Raw genomic sequence first — 15882 nt, 5'->3', positions numbered from 1 at the left:
AATATTCTCTATCTATCATGTATATATATGCAAATATTCTTGTGGATAAGCAGAAGTGTCAGAAAACTACATGTAGTATGGGTATTGACGCTCGAACAATAGATATAGTATAATTTGGTCAAGCGCAACGGAAAAGCCCCTTTTTCCGCGATGCTTAAACATACAGATTGCAACAGGTTTCACACGAGATAACACGAGATAAGGATAGGTGACCCTTTATGGTAGTCAACGGCATTGATGTCAAAGTAAACGGACTTTCCGATGTTTCCGAGCAGGAAATCGTCAACTATATCGATTATGTCGAACAGCAGACAAACGAAAAAGTCAGCAGCCTGCAGCTCTCCGCAGCACAGGATGGACAGGTTGATATCCAGTACGAGCTCCAGCCGCAGAAATTTGAACGCATCCGCCGCATCACGGGCTACCTCGTGGGCACGATCGATCGTTGGAACAACGCGAAGCGCGCCGAAGAGCACGACCGCGTCAAGCACAGCCTGCATTGATTGCAGAAATCAAAAGCCGCTGCCATCCCCCCGGCAGCGGCTTTCTTCGTGTCTCTGATTCATTTGCATGTTCACAGGAAAGGACGATCATCATGCAGAACACCTTGCGCATCGCCGGGGTCGTCGACGATTCCGTCGTCGATGGCGACGGCATACGGTATACCATCTTCGTACAGGGCTGCCCGCGCCGCTGCCACAACTGCCAGAACCCCGAAACGCAGCCGCTTGAGGGCGGACGTGAGGAAACGATTGAACACCTCATGGCGGAAATGAAAGAAAACCCGCTGCTGACCGGCGCGACCTTCAGCGGCGGCGAACCCTTCCTGCAGCCGGCTCCGCTGGCTGCGCTCGCACATCGGGTCCATGACGCGGGCCTCGATGTCTGGTGCTACAGCGGCTATACGCTCGAAGAGCTCCGGGATCGCCATGACAAGGCCACAGACGACCTGCTCGCAGCCATCGATGTGCTCGTCGACGGCGAATACATCGAAGCGGAACGCGACCTCACGCTCCACTTCCGCGGCTCGCGCAACCAGCGCGTCATCGACATGAACGCCACGCGCAAGACCGGCGCGACCGTCCTGCTCTATGAGGACTGAGCCGCCGTTAAAAGCATGACAAAAAGCAGCCAGCAGCACGTGATTGACACGCGCCGCTGGCTGTTTTCTTTGTCTCTTTTTTGTCAAACGCTCATTTCACGACGAGGACCGGGCATTTCGACTGTTCGACGATGTACTGGCTGACGCTGCCGAGCAGGACGCCCTTAACGACGCCGAGTCCGCGGCTGCCCATGACGATGAGGTCCATGTCGTTGCTCGTCGCAAAGTCGAGAATGACGACGGCTGGCGATCCCGTCTCCGAGAATGCTTCCTTCTCGATGCCGGACGGAACCATCTCCATCGCGCGGTCGAGGATGACATTGCCGGCTTTCGTCACAGCTTCGAGGATGGCATCCGACAGGCAGGCGTTGATGGCGAGCTGATTGATGTTGGCGACATAGAGGAAATTGAGCTTGGCATCACATGCCTCTGCCAGGGAAATAGCCTCCGTTATGGCGCGATCCGAACCTTCCGAACCATCTACTGGTACCAGGATATTTTTCATCATAGTATTACCCCCTTAATTGGTAATCCAAATCAACGATGAGGATTTTCTTTCACTACGGTCACCGGGCATTCAGCCTCTTCAAGCACGGCGGAACTGACGCTGCCGAGCAATGCCGCATGAAGCGCATCCATGCGGCGGCTGCCCACGACAATCATGTCGCTGTGCCGCTCCTTGGCAAAGGCCAGTATGGTTTCCGCCGGGCTGCCTGTCCGGTGATAGACCTCGTGGACCGCGATCTCCGGCAGGAGCTTTCCGGCCCGCTCGAGGATGGCATGGGCTTCCGGTCCGATGGGTCTTGCCACACTGTCCGGCAGCCAGGACACTTCCTCGGCATCCGTATTGCTATCGAAGTACGATACATGCAGGATATCGATGGAAGCCCCCGTACAATCGGCCAGTGCTGCAGCGAACCGCACCGCTTCATCGGAGGCCCCGGAGCCGTCCACCGGCACCAGGATCCGAGCCAGCCTTACCATACGCATCCCTCCCGTAGTATTTCTATGTATGGTTATAATTCGCTCAATCATGGGCAAATTCCTCTAAATTCTCCAAAAACTTGTGGAGGATTTCAAAGAATTTTCGATTGACAGTTTTCCGCTGAAAATGATAGACTGGATAAAATAAAATGAGCGAAGTGTTACGTTGTAAACATTTTCTTGCCCAGCTCACCGAACTATCCCAAAGGAGGCTCCCCCATGTCTGAAGAAAACAAGAAACCGGCCAGGACGAATGCCGAGATTGTCGCCGAGACGACCATCGCCGATGTCTACCATGCAGCCAAGCAGCTCGAAGGCGTGGCGCGGAAGACGCGTCTCATCCACAGTGATTTCTTTTCCGAGCTCTGTCACAACGACGTCTGGCTCAAGCCCGAAAACCTGCAGCATACCGGCGCATTCAAGCTGCGCGGCGCATACAACAAGATCAGCCAGCTGACGCCTGAGGAACGCAAGAAAGGCGTCATCACGGCTTCGGCCGGCAACCACGCACAGGGCGTCGCCTATGCAGCCCAGAAGCTCGGCGTCAAGGCCGTCATCTGCATGCCGGCGACCACGCCGATCCTCAAGGTTGAGGGCACGAAGGCCCTCGGTGCCGAGGTCGTACTCTACGGCGATGGCTTCGACGATGCCTACGCACACAGCCTCGAGCTTCAGAAGAAGCACGGCTACGTTTACATTCACCCGTTCAACGACCTGCAGGTCCTGCTCGGCCAGGGCACGACGGCACTTGAGATCATCGATGCCCTCAAGGATGTCGACGCCATTCTCGTGCCGATTGGCGGCGGCGGCTTCGCCTCGGGCGTGGCTCTCGCGACGAAGCTCGTCAACCCGCAGGTCAAAGTCATCGGCGTCGAGCCGGAAAATGCCGCCTGCATGAAGGCGGCGCTCGCTGCCGACAAGATTGTGACGCTCTCCTCCGCTGACACGGTGGCCGATGGCTGCGCCGTCAAGACAGCCGGCACGCTGACCTTTGAATTCTGCAAGAAATACCTCGACGACATCATTACGGTTTCGGAAATCGACATCATGAACGCGCTGCTCTCCCTCATCGAGAAGCACAAGCTCGTCGCCGAAGGTGCCGGCGTCCTCTCGCTCGCCGCACTCAGCAAACTTCCGTTCTCTGGCAAGAAGGTCGCCGCGATCATCTCGGGCGGCAACATCGATATCTCGACGATCTCCGCTCTCATCGACAAGGCCCTCATTGCCCGCGGCCGCGTCTTCTGCTTCTCCGTCCAGCTGCCGGACAAGCCGGGTCAGCTGCTCAACGTCTCGCGCATCCTCGCCGAGGAAAATGCCAACGTCATCAAGCTCGACCACGACCAGACGAAAGTCACCGACAGCTTCAAAAAGGTCGTGCTGACCGTAACCGTCGAGACACACAACGAAGAGCACATTCGGCACATCATCGCCGCGCTCAACAAGAACGGCTACGATGTAAAGAAAGTTTACTGATACCTGAATCGGCAAAAATCGCACATGGCACAGGAAAGCGGCCCCATCCGGCATCTGCCGGAGCGGGCCGTTTTTATATTGGTGGCCGTTCCAAAAAGAACGAATATTCTCCGAATAAAAAATATAGAACCTTTATTTTATCCATTGACTTTCCTGCAATCCTGTCTATATAATGAGGTATCTCATTCATCTCTTTTTCAGATGAAATTCATCACTTTATACGATGAGAAAGGACTGACCCCATGTTTCTGATCGCCCTCTCCCCGATTCTCTGGCTCATCCTCGCACTGAGCGTGCTCAAGATGGCGGCTTACAAGGCCTGCCCGCTGGCACTCCTCATTGCCCTGGCCGCCGGCATCTTCGTCAATGATATGAGCATCCCGCATGCCGTCCAGGCTACGCTTGAAGGCGTGGCCCTCGCATGCTGGCCAATCCTGCTCGTCATTGTCGCTGCCATCTTCACCTACAATCTCTCGCTGCAGACGAAGGCGATGGATGTCATCAAGAAGATGCTGACCTCTGTCAGCAATGACCGCCGCGTGCTCATCCTGCTCATCGGCTGGGGATTCGGCGGGTTCCTCGAGGGCATGGCCGGATTCGGCACGGCCATCGCCATCCCTGCGGGCATGCTCGCGGGCATCGGCATCAATCCGGTGCTCTCGGCCATGGTCTGCCTCATCGCAAATTCCGTGCCGACGGCTTACGGTTCCATCGGTATCCCGCTCGTCACGCTCGGCAACGTCACGGATATCGATCCCGTGCTGCTCGCGACGTACACGTCCCTACAGCTCGCACCGCTGACACTGCTCTGTCCGTTCCTCATGGTCATCGTGGCCGGCCACTCGCTCAAGGCCCTCAAGGGCATGCTGCTCATGTGCACGGCCGCCGCTGTCTGCTTCGTGCTGCCGGAGATTGCCGTCTCCATGTTCATGGGGCCGGAGCTCGCCGTCGTCGCCGGTGGCATCGGCGCCATGGCGGCCATCGTCGCCTGCGCGAAGCTCGTCCCGGTAAACGACCCGGCTTACGCAATGCCGCCGCACGGCCATGAGGATCCAGTCACGGCCGCTTCGGGCCTTAAAGCCTGGCTCTCATTCATCCTGATCTTCGTGTTCCTGCTGATGACCTCGAAGCTCGTCCCGGTCATCCACGACCCGCTGAACCTCATCAAGAGCAGCGTTCTCATCTACGACGGCCCCGGCGGCGAGCCCTACACCTTCACCTGGGTCGCCACCCCCGGCATCCTGATCCTGCTCGCCGCGTTCATCGGCGGCAGCGTCCAGGGAGCCAGCTTCGGCGAGATCCTGGGCTGCCTGAAGCGCACGGTCTACAATCTGCGCTTCACAATCATCACGATCATCACCGTCATCGCCACGGCCAAGGTCATGGGTTATGCCGGCATGACGCATGAGATTGCCGAGACTGCCGTCGCGGCGACGGGTACGGCCTATCCGCTGATTGCGGCCTTCATCGGCTCAATCGGTACGTTCATCACAGGTTCTGCCACATCGTCCTGCGTTCTCTTCGGCAAGCTCCAGACGGACTCCGCCATCGCCATCGGCGCGACGCCGGCCGCTCAGGCCTGGATTGCCGCCGCGAATGCCACGGGTGCCTGCGCCGGCAAGATGATCTCGCCGCAAAGCATCGCCATCGCCGTCGCCTCCATCGGCACGGTCGGCTGCGAGGGCAGGCTGCTGCATTTCGCCGTCAAGTTCTATCTGCCCTTCATCATCATCATGGGCTGCATCGTCTATTTCGGCCAGCACATCGTCGGCTGACCATCCCAGCGCTCTCCTCACGCCTTTCTGCCCTGCCGGCAGGAAGGCTTTTTCTATGCCGGTTTTTATTATGTGTTATACTAAAATAAACAGGAAAACAAGGAGTTCAAAATATGATTGATTTAGGAAAACTGACGACCGAACAGCGCAATCCTGCGACAACGCAGATTGACTGCTGCCCAACAGAAGAAATGGTCACCATCATGCAGGCGGAGGATGCCAAGGTTTCCACGGCCATCCGGAAAATCCTGCCGGAGATTGCCCGGGCGATTGACGCCACGGCCGCGCGCCTGGCAGATGGCGGCCGCCTGTTCTACATCGGTGCCGGTACCTCGGGGCGGCTCGGCGTCCTCGACGCGTCCGAATGCCCGCCGACCTACGGCACGGACCCGGAACTCGTACAGGGCATCATCGCCGGCGGCGAAGCCGCCATGTTCCGCGCGCAGGAAGGTGCCGAAGACGACCTGACGCTTGCAGAGAAAGACCTTGCCGCGCGCCATTTCACGAAGGACGATGTGCTCGTCGGCATCGCCGCCTCAGGCCGCACGCCCTACGTCATCGGCGGACTCCGCTATGCAAAAAAGCTTGGCGCCCTGACCATCGCGCTTTCCTGCAGCGAGGGCTCTGAGATTGCAAAGCTTGCCGACATCGCTCTGACGCCCGTCACCGGCCCCGAAATTGTCACGGGCTCCACGCGCATGAAGGCCGGCACGGCGCAGAAGCTCGTGCTCAACATGCTCTCGACAGGCACGATGATCCGTCTCGGCAAGGTCTACGGCAACCTCATGGTCGATGTCAAAGCCAGCAACCACAAGCTCGAGGAGCGCGCCCGCCGCATCGTCATGCAGGGCAGCGGCTGTTCGCGCGAAGAAGCCGAAGCCGCCCTGAGGAAAGCCAACGGCCGGGCAAAACTCGCCATCCTGCTCGTCGTGACGGGCTCCACGGCAGAAGAAGGCCGCAAGGCCCTGCAGGAAAGCCGCGGTCACCTGCGCGAGGCCATCCGCTCGTTCACAACAGATTGCCCCAAAGGTGCAGGCTGCCGGAAGGAGGGCTGAATCATGGACCACGAAGCACTCGCCTGGCAGATCTTCCTGCTGACGGGGCCGGCGGAAAACATCATTTCCGTCACGCATTGCATGACGCGCCTGCGCCTTGTTCTCCGGCAAAAGGATGCCGCGATGGTTGCCTCGCTCGGCAAACTGCCGGGCGTACTCGGCGTCCACGATGCCGGAGAGGAGCTCCAGGTCATCCTGGGACCCGGCCGCGTCGATAAGGTAACTACTGCCTATGAAGCCCTCATCACGGGAGAAAAGGCAGCTGACGCCCCTCAGGCACAGGCCGCCAAGCCGCAAGAGGAGGATGCCGCATCATCGCCCGAGACTGCTGCCATCGGCGACGGAAAGGCCCTGCACGCCAGGATACGGGCACGCAACGCCACGCCCATCAAGCTGCTGTTCAAGCGCATCGCGAGCATCTTCATACCGCTGATCCCGGCCTTCATTGCCTGCGGACTCATCAGCGGCATCCTTAACGTAGCGGGCAAGGCCGATCCGGCCTTCACCCAGACCACGCTCTACCAGCTGCTCGCCATTGCCGGCAACACCGTATTCTGGGGCATGAACCTTTTCGTCGGCTACAATGCCGCAAAAGAATTCGGCGGTACCCCGATCATCGGCGGCATTCTCGGCGCACTCATCAGCCATCCGTCGCTCGCCTCGGTCGAGCTCGGCGGCGAAGCCCTCGTGCCGGGACGCGGCAGCGTCATCGCCGTGCTGCTCGTCGCAGCTCTGCAGTCCCTCATCGAGCGCGGCCTGCGGCGCGTCATCCCTGATATGTTCAGCCTGTTCCTGACGCCGCTCTTCACCTTCCTCCTGGCCGGCACAGCCGCCATCTGCGTCCTGCAGCCCCTGGGCGGGCTGATCTCCGATACCATCGGCAGCGCCGCCACGAACGCCATCGGCTCAGGCGGCGCCATCACGGGCTTCCTGCTGGGCGGCGCCTGGCTGCCGATGGTCATGCTCGGCGTGCATCAGACGTTCACCCCCATCCACGCCGAACTCCTCTCCCGCTACGGCGTCACCATCCTGCTGCCCGTACTTGCCATGGCCGGCGGCGGGCAGGTCGGTGCCAGCATCGCCGTCTACTGCAGGACGCACAACCGCTTTCTCAAGAAAACCATCGCTTCCGCCCTGCCCGTCGGCATCATGGGCGTCGGGGAACCTCTGATCTACGGCGTCACGCTGCCGCTCGGCAAGCCCTTCCTCGGCGCCTGCATCGGCGGTGCCTTCGGCGGAGCCGTGCAGGCCTCGTTCATGGTCGGCGCGGCGACGCTCGGCATCTCGGGTCTGCCTCTTGCTGCCGCCACCGACCAGATCCCTATTTATCTCCTGGGTCTCCTGACCGCCTACGTCAGCGGCTTTGCCGCAACCTGGCTGCTCGGCTTTGACGATCCCCCGGAGGAACGTACACCAGATACTTCACATAAATAAAGGAGGATTGTCATGGAAAATGGTATCTCGATCTACCCGGGACTCGACAATACACTGGAAGAAAACCTCCAGCTGATTGAAATGGCAGCAGGCTACGGGATTCACCGGATCTTTACCTCCCTTCATATCCCGGAAACCGACACGACGGCGCTCAAGCGCGAATTCGGCCTGCTCCTGCAGGCGGCACACCGCCATGATATGGAAATCATTTCCGATGTTTCTCCCGCCATGCTGCCGCTGCTCGGTCTCAAGGAATTCAATCCCTCGGCACTGCGCATGCTCGGCATCACGACCCTGCGGCTCGACGACGGCTTTTCCTGGCAGGAAATCGCCGGCCTGACGCGGCGCTATCCGGAGCTGCGCATCCAGCTCAACGCCTCGACCACCACGAGCTCCGTGCTGCAGCATCTGCGCGATGCCAATGCCGATTTCTCGCGCATCGAGGCCCTGCACAACTTCTACCCGCGCCGCGGCACGGGCATCAGCGAAGAAGCACTCGTCCATGCCAATATCCGGCTGCACCGCTTCGGCGTGCGCGTCAGCGCCTTTGTCCCAAGCCGTGACGGCCGCCGTCGTTCGCCGCTCGGCGACGGGCTGCCCACACTTGAGGACCATCGCGACGTCTCGACAAGCTTCGCGTCCCGTCACCTCGTTGCGCTTGGCTGTGACGCCGTCTTCCTCGCCGATGCCCTGCCCACGGAAGACGAGATTGCTGCCCTCGCCGCCCTCAAGAACGACCGCGTGATCCTCAAGGCCCGTCTGCTCACCTCCGACGCGGCCGAGCGCCAGTTGCTAACACATCCCTTCACGGCACGCCTCGACGAAGCGCGCGATGCCATCCGCGCCCAGGAGAGCCGTCCGCTGCTGAAACAGGCGGGATCTGCCATCCATCCGGACCATACCGATAAGCGCCCGATCGGTGCCGTCACCATCGACAACGAGAAATACGGCCGCTATATGGGAGAGCTCCAGATCATCCGCCGCGCGCAGCCTGCCGATCCGCGCACCAACGTGGCTGCGCAGCTTCTGCCCGAAGACCTGCAGCTCATGCCCTACATCACGCCTGGAAGAAAATTTTCATTCCAGTTCCTGGAACAAACTGATATAATATAAATAATAAACAAGGAAGGAATTTGGTAAGACATGAACCAGAACGAAGATCTCTGCGAAATCCATCATCCCCATCCCGATAAAGTCCAGGATGCGCTCCTGCACCGCCTCGACGATGAGACGAGCCTGAGGCTCGCGGAGCTTTTTAAGATTCTCGGCGACCGGACGCGCATCAAGCTCCTGTCGCTGCTCGCAGCCGAAGAGGAGATGTGCGTCTGCGACATCGCCCAATCCCTGCAGATGGGTCAGTCTGCCATCTCTCACCAGCTCCGCGTCCTGCGTGCGGCCCGCCTCGTCAAGTTCCGCAAGGAGGGAAAGGAAGCCTGGTATTCGCTCGACGACGACCACGTCGTCAAGCTCATCAATCAGGGACTCGAGCACGTTCGGGAATCCTGAGGTTTGTTCCGTTTTGTTTTGTGCGTCTCACAAAGGAAGGACTCATTATGCACAAACTGCGTTTCTTGCGGGCCGGCGTCTGCGCCGTGCTCTTCCCATTCTTACTGAATACGACCGCCCTGGCCGCCCCTGTCCTCAAGCTTAATTCGTCGGGCCGCGATGTCATGCTGCTGCAGCAGAAGCTCCAGAACGTCGGCTACACGATCAAGGACATCGACGGCATTTTTGGCGAGGAAACGCAGCGCGTCGTCACCCAGTTCCAGAAGGACAACAACCTCCGGGCCACGGGCATCGTCAACAATGCGACCTGGCGCGCCCTCAAGGACACGAAGTCCATCCACCACGGCTCCATCAAGGACAAGGAAGCTCTGCTCGAGCGTCTCAAGAAGACGGCGCCGTATTACGGCCCGACCGTCCCCAACAACAAGCCAATCCTCGAGCGCAGCAAGGTCAGCAGCATCATCTCGACGGCCAAGTCATACATCGGCGTGCCCTACAGCTTCGGCGGCGCGACGCCCAAGGCCTTTGACTGCTCCGGCTACCTGCAGTACGTCTTCGGCAAGAACGGCATCAGCATCCCGCGCCTCGCCGACGACCAGTACCGCCTCGGCCTGCGCACGACGAGCAAGAGCCAGCTCGAACCCGGCGACCTCGTCTTCTTCACGACTTACGAGCCAGGCCCTTCGCACTGCGGCATCTACCTCGGCGACGACCAGTTCATCCACGCCTCCTCAAGCCGCGGCGTCCGCATCGACAGCCTCTCCAACAGCTACTGGCAGCCCCGCTACATCGGCGGCAAACATATCGTCAAATGATGAATATCAAAGCAGGAGATACCAATTGGTATCTCCTGTTTTTGTGCCTGCTTCCTCATATCATATGCAGGAAGGCCTCATGCAGCCGCGTATCATGTCCGACTTCGGGATGGAAGGACAGGGCGAGCTGATGGTCATGGCGCACGGCGGTGACGTGGCCGTCCGTCTCAGAAAGGACTTCAACTCCGGGGCTGACCTGCTCGATGTAGGGAGCGCGGATGAAATTCTGGCGCATGCGGCCGATATGGCGTACTTCTGCCTCCGTGACAAAGCTGCCGAGCTGGCGGCCATAGGCGTTGCGGCGCACGGTGACGGGCAGCGTCCTGAAGCACGTGCGCGCGTCGTTGCTCAGGTGCTCGGCCAGCAAGATGAGCCCGGCACATGTCGCGAGCACGGGCATGCCCTCCTCAATCCATGACTTAATGGGCGCGAGCATGCCGCTCTCCATCAGGATCTTGCGCTGCACCGTACTCTCGCCGCCCGGCAGCACGAGGCCATCGGGCTTCTCTTCAAGGTCTGCCATGTTGCGCAGCTCATGGCACACGGCACCGAGTGCACGGAGCATCGCCTCATGCTCGGCAAAGGCCCCCTGCACGGCGAGTACACCAATCCTCTTTGCCATGTCACTTCCCCCTCTCCGCCATCAAAAGCTCAATCTCCTCTTCGTTGATGCCGACCATCGCCTCGCCAAGGTCTTCCGAAAGTTCCGCAATGATTTCCAGGTTCTCGTAGTTTGTCACGGCCTGCACGATGGCCCGGGCGCGCTTGGCTGGATTGCCCGACTTGAAAATTCCCGAACCGACAAAGACACCCTCAGCACCGAGCTGCATCATGAGTGCGGCGTCAGCAGGCGTCGCGATGCCGCCCGCGGCAAAGTTGACGACCGGCAGCCGGCCGTTATCGTGGACGTACTGGACGAGTGCATACGGCACAGCGAGCGCCTTGGCCGCCTCGAAGAGTTCATCCTCGCGCTTTGCGGTCAGCGCGGCAATCTGGGCATTGATCTTGCGCATGTGACGCACAGCCTGCACGACATCGCCCGTGCCCGGCTCGCCCTTCGTGCGGATCATCGAGGCCCCCTCGGCAATGCGGCGCAAAGCCTCGCCAAGATCGCGCGCGCCGCAGACAAACGGCACGCGGAATTTGTGTTTATCGATGTGGTAGGCATCGTCAGCCGGCGACAAGACCTCGCTCTCGTCGATGTAGTCAATATCGATGGCCTCAAGTACCTGTGCCTCGACAAAGTGGCCGATGCGGCACTTTGCCATGACGGGAATCGATACAGACTGCTGAATGCCTTTGATCATTTTCGGGTCGCTCATGCGCGAGACGCCGCCCGCCGCACGGATATCCGCGGGAATGCGCTCGAGCGCCATGACCGCACAGGCTCCGGCCTCCTCCGCGACCTTCGCCTGCTCCGGCGTCGTCACGTCCATGATGACACCGCCTTTCAACATCTGGGCCAACTGTTTGTTAAGCTCATAGCGGTTTTCCAGTTCTTCTTTCATCGGAAATCCTCCTCACGCGTTTGCTCTTTATCGTAAAAAATGATTACGTCTTTCAGTATACGCTTTACTGATATTATCAAAAGCATCAATCTTATTTATTTTTATAAGGTCAAAATAAAAAGCTTCCTCTCCGCCAAGCCGATACCATGGGGAATCTGGCCTGACAGGCAGGAATGAACTGACCTCATCACGAATGATGTCATAGAAACAATCTCTGCATAGAAATGAGGAAAAAACATGCTTTACACGATTCAAAATGACGAACTCTGCGTACAGGTCCGCGACCATGGCGCAGAACTGCGTTCCATCAAGGAACGCGCCGATGAAACGGAATACCTCTGGAACGGCGACCCCTCCTGGTGGAAATACAGCTCGCCGGTACTCTTCCCGATTGTCGGCAAGCTCAAGGACAACAAATACCGCGTGAACGGACAGGAATACGAGCTGCCGAGCCACGGCCTCGGACGCATCTCGGATTTCCGGCTCGTCGAGGAAAAGAAGGACCGCATCGCCTTCTCGCTGCTCTGGACCGATGAGTCCCTCAAGAAATATCCCTGGAAATTCGAGCTCGTCGTGGCCTATGAACTGCACGGCAGACAGGTAAAGGTCATCTGGACCGTCCGCAATCACGATGACCACGAGATGATCTATTCCATCGGCGCACACGGTGCCTACCGCTGCCCGATTGTCCATGGCGAAACGTTCGCCGACTGCTATCTGGAATTCAACCAGGAGGAAGATGCACCGAACATGCCGCTTAATGCCCAGGGCCAGTTCCTGCGCACAGCTGGCGACAAGCCGCTCAAGGGCACGAAGTTGCCGCTCAATTTCGAGGAATTCAAGGACGATGTACTCGCCTACCACAACCTTCGCTCCGATAAAGTCACGATCCGTTCGACCAAGAGCGAAAAATCCCTCTCCGTCATCGCGAAGGATTTCCCGTTCTGGGGCTTCTGGACGCCATCGCAGGGCGGTGCACCATTCCTCTGCCTCGAGCCGTGGCACGGCCATGCCGACTACGAGGATTTCAACGGCGATTTCGCCGAGCGTGAGGGCAGCGAGCGCCTCGCAGCCGGTGGGGAACAGAGCTTCACCTATACGATTGAGATCGGCTGAGCAGATAAAGAAAACAAACAAAAAGACCGGCAGATGATGCCGGCACAAAAAATCCCGGAAATCCAGCAAAGCTGGACTTCCGGGATTTTTTTTTATGCCGTATAGACGATTTCGCCGCCGATCAGGGTCTTTTTTACGCGGAAATCATCGGGCGAGATGATCACGATATCGGCCAGCTTGCCTTTTGCGAGCGAACCGAGGCGGTCGCAGACGCCGAGGTCCCGGGCCGGATTGACCGTAGCCATGGCCACTACTTCATGCAGCGGGGCCTTGCTGTTCACGAAGAAGTGATGGACGACCTCATGCATCGGCGCAATGCTGCCCGCCAGCGTGCCGTCTGCCAGACGCGCCTCTCCATTACGGACGAATACCTTCTGTCCGCCGAGTTCCGACTCGCCGTCGGCGAGCAGGCAGGCCCGGAGCGAATCGGTGATCAGGATGATGCCATCCTGCCCCTTCATATGGTAAACGAGTTCCTGCGCGGCCGGATGTACATGGAGATTGTCGCAAATAAGCTCGCAATGCGCATGCGGGTCCAGGAGCGCCGCGCCCACGATGCCCGGCTTCCGGTGATGAAGCGGCGTCATCGCATTGAAGAGATGCGTGATGTGGTAAAACGGGCAGTCCGCCATGATTGACCGCACTTCCTCATACGTGGCTGCGCTGTGACCGACCGAGACGATGATATCGTGCTTGGCACACGCTTCAAGGAAAGCCTTTCCCTGTAATGTTTCCGGCGCCAGCGTAATGATCTTGACGACATCGTCATACGGCTCCAGCCAGGAAAAGTCTGCTACTGAGATATTTGATTCTTTCTGTGCGCCCTTATACGTCTTGCTGATGAACGGGCCTTCCATATGCGCGCCGAGGATGCGTGCACCCGGATTCCCCTTGGCCTGCCGAATTCTCCCGAGTGCCGCTTCAATGCGCGGCCGGTCGTACGTCATCGTCGTCGGCAAAAATGACGTAACGCCCGTTGCCGGCAGCACCTGCTGCATCTTCGGCAGGGCCTCCGCATCTTCATCCATCGTATCCACGCCGGCACAGCCATGGATGTGTTCATTGATGAAGCCCGGCATCACGAAGGCTCCCTCTGCCTCAATGACCGTTTCGCAGTTATCCAGATTCACCGCATCCTGCGGGACGATGTCCGCAATGGTATCTCCTTCGTATAAGAGAACGTGATGATCCAGGGTCGTATCCGGCAGGACAAGTCTGCCATTTATGATTGCTTTCATATGTTCCTCCTGTATGCTGCAGCTGCTGTATAGCAGCATCATCCTTTGTCATCATTATACCACACGCCTTCAATTTAGAAAATAAATTTCATTAATAAGATATTTTTTATTTTTATTATGAAATTTTATTGCATTTCTGAGAAGTCAGTGCTATACTTGTCTATGTAATCCGATAGGCCAGCGATTCAGCCGGCCGGCAGATGGCAGTATCTGCTGTATGAGCACGCAAGGAGGCAAATATGCTGGAACAATTCAAAGGCAAACTGATCATTTCCTGTCAGGCCCTGCCGGATGAACCCCTGCACAGTTCATTCATCATGGGACGCATGGCCCTGGCAGCCAAACAGGCCGGTGCCGTCGGCATCCGCGCACAGAGCACCGGCGATATCGTCGAGATCAAGAAGGTGACCGGTCTTCCAATCATCGGACTCATCAAGCATCCCTACGAGGACTCGGAAATCTACATCACGCCGACTCATGAAGAAGTCGAGGACCTGATTGAGACGGGATGCGAGATCATCGCACTCGATGCCACGCTGCGCCGGCGTCCCGGCGATGAAAAGCTGAAGGATCTCTTGGATATGATCCATGCAGCCGGCCGCCTGGCCCTGGCGGATATCTCCAACGATGACGAGGGACGCAATGCCGAAGCGATCGGCTTTGACTGCGTATCGACGACGATGTCCGGTTACACGCCGTACACGCCGCAGTTCGAGGGTCCGGACTTCGGCCTCATCGCCCGCATGGCCGGCGAGCTCTCCATCCCCGTGTTCGCGGAAGGACGCATCAATACGCCTGAAGACCTGAAACTTGCCTATCAGTGCGGTGCCTACGGTGCCATCGTCGGCTCGGCGATCACCCGCCCGCAGTTAATTGCCAAAAAATTTGTCGATATCTTAAAATAATTGGGAGGATTTCATCATGTCACAGAGAGATTTAAAGGGATTGTTTTCTGCACTGCTCGTTTCCTTTGACGAAGACGGCAATGTCAACGAGAAAGGCCTGCGCCAGATCATCCGCTACAATATCGACGTCAATCACATGGACGGTCTTTACGTCGGCGGCAGCACGGGTGAGAACTTCATGCTTGCCACGGACGAGAAGAAACGCATCTTCGAGATTGCCAAGGATGAAGCCAAGGATGACCTCACGCTCATCGCACAGGTCGGCTCGGTCAATCTGAAGGAATCCGTCGAACTCGCACATTTCGTCACGGATCTCGGCTACGATGCCATCAGCGCCGTCACGCCGTTCTACTATAAATTCACGTTTGATGAAATCAAGCATTACTACGATACGATCATCAACGGCGTGGACAACCGCATGATCATTTATTCGATCCCGTTCCTCACGGGCGTCGACATGAGCCTGAGCCAGTTCGGCGAACTCTTCAAGAATCCGAAGATCGTCGGCGTCAAGTTCACGCAGGCAGACTTCTACCTTCTCGAGCGCATCCGCAAGACTTTCCCGGACAAGCTGATTTATGCCGGCTTTGACGAGATGCTGCTGCCGGCCACGGTCCTCGGCGTCGACGGTGCCATCGGCTCGACGTACAACATCAATGGAAAACGCGCCCGCCAGATCTTCGAGCTGGCCAAGGCCGAGAAGATCACGGAAGCACTTGAAATCCAGCATGTCACGAATGACCTGATCACGGATATCCTCGACAACGGCCTCTACGGCACCATCAAGCTGCTGCTCCAGGAAGCCGGTGTCGATGCGGGCTTCTGCCGCGAGCCGATGAAGAAGTACACGCCGGAAATGAAGGCACGCGCCAAGGAAATCTACAAAAAGTATTTCTGAGGCATCCCCTGATTCCCCTTCCCTGAAATGAGAGAGCGCCCTGATGTCCTGGCGCTCTTTCTCTTGGCAAAAA

The 15882-nt window shown here is 58.2% G+C and carries 17 protein-coding genes; 12 read left to right on the top strand and 5 right to left on the bottom strand.

Annotated features, from left to right (window positions below; translation table 11 throughout):
• The first annotated feature begins 218 nt into the window (after positions 1 to 218).
• A complete protein-coding gene (gene nrdD / locus DWX75_RS05745; RefSeq protein ID WP_118015381.1) occupies positions 219 to 503 on the top strand; it encodes an anaerobic ribonucleoside-triphosphate reductase in 285 nt (94 codons plus the stop codon).
• 92 nt (positions 504 to 595) lie between these two features.
• Complete coding sequence (gene nrdG, locus DWX75_RS05740) at positions 596 to 1102, top strand: anaerobic ribonucleoside-triphosphate reductase activating protein (RefSeq protein ID WP_118015380.1); 507 nt, start codon at positions 596 to 598, stop codon at positions 1100 to 1102.
• A gap of 91 nt (positions 1103 to 1193) precedes the next feature.
• Here the strand turns inward: nrdG and DWX75_RS05735 are convergent, their stop codons facing one another.
• Entirely contained in the window at positions 1194 to 1610 is a 417-nt protein-coding gene (locus DWX75_RS05735) for a universal stress protein (RefSeq protein WP_118015379.1), read from the bottom strand.
• Positions 1611 to 1639: 29 nt separating this feature from the next.
• Positions 1640 to 2086, bottom strand: a complete 447-nt coding sequence (locus DWX75_RS05730; protein ID WP_158558766.1) for a universal stress protein — start codon at positions 2084 to 2086, stop codon at positions 1640 to 1642.
• 219 nt (positions 2087 to 2305) lie between these two features.
• Between DWX75_RS05730 and ilvA the strand changes: the two genes are divergently transcribed.
• From ilvA to DWX75_RS05695, 7 genes are all read left to right on the top strand, one after another.
• Entirely contained in the window at positions 2306 to 3559 is a 1254-nt protein-coding gene (ilvA, locus tag DWX75_RS05725) for a threonine ammonia-lyase (RefSeq protein WP_118015377.1), read from the top strand.
• Between the two features lie 242 nt (positions 3560 to 3801).
• Positions 3802 to 5334, top strand: a complete 1533-nt coding sequence (locus tag DWX75_RS05720; RefSeq protein WP_118015376.1) for an L-lactate permease — start codon at positions 3802 to 3804, stop codon at positions 5332 to 5334.
• Positions 5335 to 5447: 113 nt separating this feature from the next.
• Positions 5448 to 6389 carry an N-acetylmuramic acid 6-phosphate etherase gene (gene murQ / locus DWX75_RS05715; RefSeq protein WP_118015375.1) on the top strand — a complete coding sequence of 314 codons (942 nt, stop codon included), beginning with the start codon at positions 5448 to 5450 and terminating at the stop codon, positions 6387 to 6389.
• A 3-nt stretch (positions 6390 to 6392) separates the two neighbouring features.
• Positions 6393 to 7823 carry a PTS transporter subunit EIIC gene (locus tag DWX75_RS05710; RefSeq protein WP_118015374.1) on the top strand — a complete coding sequence of 477 codons (1431 nt, stop codon included), beginning with the start codon at positions 6393 to 6395 and terminating at the stop codon, positions 7821 to 7823.
• A gap of 12 nt (positions 7824 to 7835) precedes the next feature.
• Positions 7836 to 8936: a DUF871 domain-containing protein gene (locus DWX75_RS05705; protein ID WP_118015373.1), complete on the top strand. Its 1101-nt coding sequence runs from the start codon at positions 7836 to 7838 to the stop codon at positions 8934 to 8936.
• A 30-nt stretch (positions 8937 to 8966) separates the two neighbouring features.
• Positions 8967 to 9329: a metalloregulator ArsR/SmtB family transcription factor gene (locus tag DWX75_RS05700; RefSeq protein ID WP_118015372.1), complete on the top strand. Its 363-nt coding sequence runs from the start codon at positions 8967 to 8969 to the stop codon at positions 9327 to 9329.
• Between the two features lie 47 nt (positions 9330 to 9376).
• Positions 9377 to 10144 (top strand): NlpC/P60 family protein, encoded by a 768-nt coding sequence (locus DWX75_RS05695; protein WP_199497528.1) that lies wholly within the window; start codon positions 9377 to 9379, stop codon positions 10142 to 10144.
• Between the two features lie 55 nt (positions 10145 to 10199).
• On the opposite strand, the gene pdxT is transcribed toward DWX75_RS05695, so the two are convergent.
• Both pdxT and pdxS read right to left on the bottom strand, forming a co-directional pair.
• Entirely contained in the window at positions 10200 to 10766 is a 567-nt protein-coding gene (gene pdxT / locus DWX75_RS05690; protein WP_118015371.1) for a pyridoxal 5'-phosphate synthase glutaminase subunit PdxT, read from the bottom strand.
• Between the two features lies 1 nt (position 10767).
• Positions 10768 to 11652: a pyridoxal 5'-phosphate synthase lyase subunit PdxS gene (gene pdxS / locus DWX75_RS05685; RefSeq protein WP_118015370.1), complete on the bottom strand. Its 885-nt coding sequence runs from the start codon at positions 11650 to 11652 to the stop codon at positions 10768 to 10770.
• Between the two features lie 237 nt (positions 11653 to 11889).
• On the opposite strand from pdxS, the gene DWX75_RS05680 reads away from it, so the two are divergent.
• The gene (locus DWX75_RS05680; protein ID WP_118015369.1) at positions 11890 to 12768 is read left to right on the top strand and encodes an aldose 1-epimerase family protein; all 879 of its coding nucleotides are present in this window, start codon (positions 11890 to 11892) and stop codon (positions 12766 to 12768) included.
• 92 nt (positions 12769 to 12860) lie between these two features.
• Here the strand turns inward: DWX75_RS05680 and nagA are convergent, their stop codons facing one another.
• Positions 12861 to 14006, bottom strand: coding sequence for an N-acetylglucosamine-6-phosphate deacetylase (nagA, locus tag DWX75_RS05675; RefSeq protein ID WP_118015368.1), 1146 nt, complete (start codon positions 14004 to 14006; stop codon positions 12861 to 12863).
• Between the two features lie 239 nt (positions 14007 to 14245).
• Between nagA and DWX75_RS05670 the strand changes: the two genes are divergently transcribed.
• Positions 14246 to 14911 (top strand): N-acetylmannosamine-6-phosphate 2-epimerase, encoded by a 666-nt coding sequence (locus DWX75_RS05670; RefSeq protein ID WP_118015367.1) that lies wholly within the window; start codon positions 14246 to 14248, stop codon positions 14909 to 14911.
• Between the two features lie 16 nt (positions 14912 to 14927).
• The gene (locus DWX75_RS05665; RefSeq protein WP_118015366.1) at positions 14928 to 15809 is read left to right on the top strand and encodes an N-acetylneuraminate lyase; all 882 of its coding nucleotides are present in this window, start codon (positions 14928 to 14930) and stop codon (positions 15807 to 15809) included.
• The last annotated feature ends 73 nt before the right edge of the window (positions 15810 to 15882 follow it).

It is taken from the genome of Mitsuokella sp. AF21-1AC (genome assembly GCF_003458855.1).
In the GTDB taxonomy this organism is placed as follows: Bacteria; Bacillota; Negativicutes; order Selenomonadales; family Selenomonadaceae; genus Mitsuokella.
The sequence above is the reverse complement of the archived record's forward strand: the minus strand, read 5'-3'. Positions and strand labels throughout refer to the sequence as shown.

What these genes read in the sequence shown, in the direction of transcription:
- DWX75_RS05735 (WP_118015379.1), bottom strand. Translation starts at nt 1,610, where the DNA reads ATGATGAAAAATATCCTGGTACCAGTAGATGGTTCGGAAGGTTCGGAT.
- DWX75_RS05670 (WP_118015367.1), top strand. Translation starts at nt 14,246, where the DNA reads ATGCTGGAACAATTCAAAGGCAAACTGATCATTTCCTGTCAGGCCCTG.
- DWX75_RS05680 (WP_118015369.1), top strand. Translation starts at nt 11,890, where the DNA reads ATGCTTTACACGATTCAAAATGACGAACTCTGCGTACAGGTCCGCGAC.
- ilvA (WP_118015377.1), top strand. Translation starts at nt 2,306, where the DNA reads ATGTCTGAAGAAAACAAGAAACCGGCCAGGACGAATGCCGAGATTGTC.
- pdxT (WP_118015371.1), bottom strand. Translation starts at nt 10,766, where the DNA reads ATGGCAAAGAGGATTGGTGTACTCGCCGTGCAGGGGGCCTTTGCCGAG.
- nrdG (WP_118015380.1), top strand. Translation starts at nt 596, where the DNA reads ATGCAGAACACCTTGCGCATCGCCGGGGTCGTCGACGATTCCGTCGTC.
- DWX75_RS05695 (WP_199497528.1), top strand. Translation starts at nt 9,377, where the DNA reads ATGCACAAACTGCGTTTCTTGCGGGCCGGCGTCTGCGCCGTGCTCTTC.
- pdxS (WP_118015370.1), bottom strand. Translation starts at nt 11,652, where the DNA reads ATGAAAGAAGAACTGGAAAACCGCTATGAGCTTAACAAACAGTTGGCC.
- DWX75_RS05665 (WP_118015366.1), top strand. Translation starts at nt 14,928, where the DNA reads ATGTCACAGAGAGATTTAAAGGGATTGTTTTCTGCACTGCTCGTTTCC.
- DWX75_RS05700 (WP_118015372.1), top strand. Translation starts at nt 8,967, where the DNA reads ATGAACCAGAACGAAGATCTCTGCGAAATCCATCATCCCCATCCCGAT.
- DWX75_RS05730 (WP_158558766.1), bottom strand. Translation starts at nt 2,086, where the DNA reads ATGGTAAGGCTGGCTCGGATCCTGGTGCCGGTGGACGGCTCCGGGGCC.
- nagA (WP_118015368.1), bottom strand. Translation starts at nt 14,006, where the DNA reads ATGAAAGCAATCATAAATGGCAGACTTGTCCTGCCGGATACGACCCTG.
- DWX75_RS05710 (WP_118015374.1), top strand. Translation starts at nt 6,393, where the DNA reads ATGGACCACGAAGCACTCGCCTGGCAGATCTTCCTGCTGACGGGGCCG.
- murQ (WP_118015375.1), top strand. Translation starts at nt 5,448, where the DNA reads ATGATTGATTTAGGAAAACTGACGACCGAACAGCGCAATCCTGCGACA.
- DWX75_RS05705 (WP_118015373.1), top strand. Translation starts at nt 7,836, where the DNA reads ATGGAAAATGGTATCTCGATCTACCCGGGACTCGACAATACACTGGAA.
- DWX75_RS05720 (WP_118015376.1), top strand. Translation starts at nt 3,802, where the DNA reads ATGTTTCTGATCGCCCTCTCCCCGATTCTCTGGCTCATCCTCGCACTG.
- nrdD (WP_118015381.1), top strand. Translation starts at nt 219, where the DNA reads ATGGTAGTCAACGGCATTGATGTCAAAGTAAACGGACTTTCCGATGTT.